Consider the following 947-nt stretch of genomic DNA (forward strand, 5'->3'; position numbering starts at 1 on the left):
GTGCCACCGGACGTGATGCAGACCTTCTTCCCGAATATCCCGGTGGCCACACCGACCACCTTCCTGGTCAACGTCAACACGCTTGAGGCATTACCGCTTTTACAGGGGGCAACGGATGCTGCCGGTTTTATGGCGCGGATGGATACCGTTCTGCAGATGTACGGAGGGAAAAAAGGTGCGAAATAAGCAGGTGGTGTTACTCATTGCCGGAATATCCGGCATCGCGACGGGAATAATCGTCAGCCTGAATATCCCCTTTATCCATCAGGGGCTTTTTTATCCCGCCAGCCCTGTAGAAATTGTCGTTTCGCTGTGCCTTACCTTTTCTGTTTCTGTTGTGTTTTTTGTGGGGGCAATTGTGGGATGGATTTCGGTGTCTGAAATATATTACAGCCGCAGGACTGGACGGAAATATCGGGATATACCTGCTGAAATGTCGTATGCGCCGGGAGAACAAATTAAGGGAGGGCAAGAATGATGCCACGCATTAAACCTCTTCTGGTTCTTTGTGCTGCTTTACTGACGGTCACACCCGCAGCGTCAGCGGATGTGAACAGCGACATGAATCAGTTCTTTAACAAGCTGGGCTTCGCCTCCAATACCACACAGCCGGGCGTCTGGCAGGGGCAGGCCGCCGGTTATGCTTACGGTGGCTCCCTGTATGCCCGTACTCAGGTCAAAAATGTTCAGCTGATTTCCATGACGCTGCCGGATATCAATGCCGGATGTGGCGGCATCGACGCCTATCTCGGCTCGTTCAGCTTTATTAATAGCGAGCAGTTGCAGCGTTTTGTTAAGCAGATTATGAGCAATGCTGCCGGTTACTTCTTTGACCTTGCCCTGCAGACAACGGTGCCGGAAATCAAAACCGCAAAAGACTTCCTGCAGAAAATGGCAAGCGACATTAACAGTATGAACCTCAGTTCCTGCCAGGCGGCGCAGGGGAT

At 51.8% G+C, this 947-nt stretch carries 2 protein-coding genes and 1 pseudogene; all 3 read left to right on the forward strand.

Annotation, left to right across the window (positions count from 1 at the left end; all coding sequences use genetic code 11):
- Positions 1-186: pseudogene (locus tag K0778_RS26455) on the forward strand (type-F conjugative transfer system pilin assembly thiol-disulfide isomerase TrbB); the annotation flags it as partial.
- Positions 116-478 (forward strand): P-type conjugative transfer protein TrbJ, encoded by a 363-nt coding sequence (trbJ, locus tag K0778_RS26460; protein WP_001443292.1) that lies wholly within the window; start codon positions 116-118, stop codon positions 476-478. The pseudogene K0778_RS26455 and the gene trbJ, both read left to right, overlap by 71 nt.
- On the forward strand, positions 478-947 hold a 470-nt coding region (locus K0778_RS26465), incomplete at its 3' end, for a conjugal transfer protein TraH (protein ID WP_201273850.1). The genes trbJ and K0778_RS26465, both read left to right, overlap by 1 nt.

It is taken from the genome of Escherichia sp. XD33 (genome assembly GCF_019375075.1).
Classification (GTDB): domain Bacteria; phylum Pseudomonadota; class Gammaproteobacteria; order Enterobacterales; family Enterobacteriaceae; genus Enterobacter; species Enterobacter flexneri_A.